Source organism: Lactobacillus acetotolerans DSM 20749 = JCM 3825 (assembly GCF_001436775.1).
Lineage (GTDB): Bacteria > Bacillota > Bacilli > Lactobacillales > Lactobacillaceae > Lactobacillus > Lactobacillus acetotolerans.
In genome coordinates this window covers 1-3732 of the sequence record NZ_AYZC01000067.1, presented here as the reverse complement: position 1 = coordinate 3732, position 3732 = coordinate 1, and the positions used below count along the sequence as shown (strand labels likewise).

Genomic DNA, 3732 nt, shown 5'->3' with positions numbered 1-3732 from the left:
TATTTTAACTTATAATCTAGGCTATTTGGTTAATTTAAACAACTAGCACCACGCGTGAATTATATTTATCTACAAATAAATTTGTTATGATATTGCTCAATTATTCATTCCAAATAAAAACTCTTGCCATATGACAAGAGTTTTTATGATAACGGTAATATTAAATTTTAGTACCAGCTTGGCTTGTCGCCTTCAGTGCCTGGCTTTTCCAAACCAATTGATTCATGAACATCTTCAGAAGGATTCTTGATCAATTCGTAAACATATGAAGCAATTGATTTTCTTGAAACTTCAGTGTTAGTGATTGGTTCGCCCTTCTTGGACTTTTGATAATCGACTTCATCCTTATTAGTCATCCAGCTTGGACGAACAATCGTATAATCAAGATCTGAATTTTCAATTCTCTTTGCGGCCTTAGCATATTCAGTAATATAATTGCCCAAAGTTTCTTTATTCCATTCACCAAACTTGCCAGCTACTTCATCATAAATGCCTAAAGTTGAGATCCAAATCAAACGTTTAACACCTAACTTATCCATAGTCTCAACAACGGCTTGAGCTTGCTTATCAATAGTTCCAGTACCAGCTAAATTTGCATAAACAACATCTTGACCTTTAATTGCCTTTTCAAGATCAGCTTCATTGGTAGCATCTCCATCAATGATGGTTGCCTTATCTTTGTCTTTTGCCAAGCGACTAGCATTTCTCAAAAACAAAGTTGTTTCAACATCTTTATCTGCAAACAACATTTCTTCAGTTAATTGTGCAACTTGACCATGTGCACCTAAAACAGCAACTTTAACCATCATTCTTCTCCTTAAAAATAACTACACATGCTGCTCAAGATAAGAAGATTCCCATGCATAAACACTTTCAATATGTGAACGTAATTTTTTAATGGCTTTTTCTCGGTTATCTTCTCTAACCGCAGCAATAATTGCTAATATCTCTTTTACAGAAGATTTCATGCAGCGCTGATCATCGCGAATGGCATATCTCATACGATTGGTTTGACTTTGCAAAAGATCCAATTCCTTTTGTAAAGTTGCCTTGTCGTCACTTTCCGTCAAATAATGATGAAATTGTTCATCACATTTAAGATACTTTTGCCAATTCTTTTCATCAAGTGCTGAACGAAACTTGCTTTCAAAATCATCTAACCGATCATGATCTAATTTTTCAAAGGACTTATTCAAAGCATATCCTTCCATCATTGATCGTAATTCATAGTTTTCCTTTAATTCTTCAGAATCAACTTCGGTCACCTTTGTTTCTTGCCTATCACGTTCAATCAGGCAATCGTTTTCCAATTTCTTAAAAGCTTCACGAATCGGAGTCCGTGACATGTTCAAGCGAATACTCAATTGATTCTCTGAAAAAACATGTCCTGGTTGATACTTGCCGGAAATAATTTGATTTTTGATGTATTTATATGCCTTATCTTGATTAGTCATTTTTGATACCTCGCAATCAAATTATAGCAAATATCGCTCTTTTTCACTTACAATTGTATAGTATGATACTAACTATTAATAAGCAACAGCTTGACTATTATAACCTGTATACAGGTTTATTTTTTGGCTAATTCTTTCCCAACTCTTCTACCTTGATGCAATGATCCACCTAAGGCTGTGCCTGAACCTGGATAATATTCGCCGATCCATCCACCAGCATTTTGACCTGCTGCATAAAGTCCCTTAATTGGTCGATCTAAATTATCTAAAACTTCAAGATTTACATTAACGTTTAAACCAGCAATTGAACCAATGTTCATATCGCGGTTCTGATATGCATAAAATGGAGCTTGCAAAATTTCAACGCCTTCAGTTCTGCCAAATTGTGGATCACGACTTTCACTTGCATATTTATTCCAAACGTTCAAAGTATTAGTCAAATTCTCAATATTGACATTTATTTTGCGTGCCAAACTTTCGATGGTATCTGCCTTAACCAAATATCCACCATCCATGTCTTTCTTCATATCATCTTCAGATTTGTATGGCATAGCACCTTGGCCAATACTATTTTTACCAAAAATCATCCACGTAGCCTTGCCCAAATTGGTTTCTTGTTCATAGTTTGCCCGAGTAAGATAACCATAAGTTGTATCTTCATTTACGTAACGGTTACCCAAGCCATTTACATAAAACATTGGGAAGGTTGTAATTTCATCAGAAAATCCGGCAGCAAATTTGAAGTCAGCATCCATTGCACCGCTAACTCCAGCTAGGCCAGCACCTTGAGCCATTCCCATGATGATGCCATCGCCTGTATCATATTTGGAATTAAGTAAAGTATGTTTCTTAATATCGCGATATTGCCATGGATCTAATCGTTTTGCCAGCTTTTCATTATGATCAATACTTGCTGTTGCAAGAACAACGCCCTTATTCGCCTTATAAGCTAAACGCTTATTTTTATGTTCAACAATTACGCCAACAACTTCATTATCATTTGCAGATTTTGAAATTAATTGAACAACTGGAGTATCGTAAACAATTTTCACGCCTGCGTCTTCGGCAGCCTTAAGCATTTTTGTAATCATCACTACGCCAGCGCCATTGACACCGCCATGTTCATAAACATGGATTCTATCAGCAAAATTTTCTTTATTTTCATATGGAATTACTTTATGACCATAAACATCTTGCCACTTCAAACCTAAGTCGCTTAACCAATCAATAGTATTGGCAGCATCTTTAGTAAAGTCATCCAATAATTCTTCGTTCACATGACCTTCGCCAGTTTGCATGTATTCGGCCAAATGTTTTTGTGGATTATCATCTTGGTACTTAGTAAACTTTTTTTGCCACTTTGTCCCAGATGCTTGAATAATTCCTTGAGAATAATTTGTCGTTCCACCTGGCATGCCTGCTTTTTCAAACAAAATAGTTTTTGCACCATTTCTTGCCGCTTCAATTGCGGCCGATAAGCCTGAAGCTCCTGAGCCAGCGATGATCACATCATATTCATCTTTAAAGTTGACATCATTTTGATATACTCTCTTATCAATTGGTTGGCTATACTTTGGAACAGAAATTTCGCTATGCGGATCTGTTTTAATATCTTCAGCTTCTTCTGAGGTCATTTTTCCTTCAGAAACTTCTACGCCCTTTTTAGCAGCTTTCAATATCGCACTTGAAGAAAAAGTTGCGCCTGTAATTGCGTCTACATCAACACTTTTAGAATTGTTGATTCGTTCAATCATTCTATTTGCAGAAAGTTCGCCAACTGTATATGGAGCTATTCCATTTGCTTTTACATTTTCAATTTTATTATCTTTAATAGTTGTTGTTACAGTTAGCACACCGTGAAAGCCTTGTGCTTTTGCTTTAAAAATTCCGTCTTGCATAATTTTAAAACCTCTTTTATCTAAACCGATTACATTTGTATAGTATGATACTAACTATTAATAAGCAATAGATTAAAAGTCATAACCTGTATACAGGTTTTTAAGCAAAAAAGAGGAAGCATATTGATCAAATAGATAATATCAAGACCTTATTAACAATTTTCTTACAAAATTAAAATCGTAATTAATTAAATCGATAATTAGTTAATGGTAACTATTTATATATCAAGAATCGACCTTATACATGTTTATAGTATACGTTTACTGTTTATGTTTAATGTCCATGTTGGAATTTTCTATAAACACTAAAAGCGCTCTTTAATACAATGTCATTAAGTTAAGACATTGACGAAAGTTTAGCTTTATGAACCGAATCATTT

3 protein-coding genes are annotated in these 3732 nt (G+C 34.7%); all 3 read right to left on the bottom strand.

Going from position 1 to position 3732, the window contains the following annotated elements:
- Window positions 1-167: 167 nt before the first annotated feature.
- The 3 genes from FC77_RS07365 to FC77_RS07355 all read right to left on the bottom strand — a co-directional run bounded on the left by FC77_RS07365 (window position 168) and on the right by FC77_RS07355 (window position 3352).
- Window positions 168-806, bottom strand: coding sequence for an SDR family oxidoreductase (locus tag FC77_RS07365; protein ID WP_056970994.1), 639 nt, complete (start codon window positions 804-806; stop codon window positions 168-170).
- 21 nt (window positions 807-827) lie between these two features.
- Window positions 828-1454, bottom strand: coding sequence for a GntR family transcriptional regulator (locus FC77_RS07360; protein WP_056970993.1), 627 nt, complete (start codon window positions 1452-1454; stop codon window positions 828-830).
- Window positions 1455-1570: 116 nt separating this feature from the next.
- Window positions 1571-3352: an FAD-dependent oxidoreductase gene (locus FC77_RS07355; protein ID WP_056970992.1), complete on the bottom strand. Its 1782-nt coding sequence runs from the start codon at window positions 3350-3352 to the stop codon at window positions 1571-1573.
- Window positions 3353-3732: the final 380 nt, after the last annotated feature.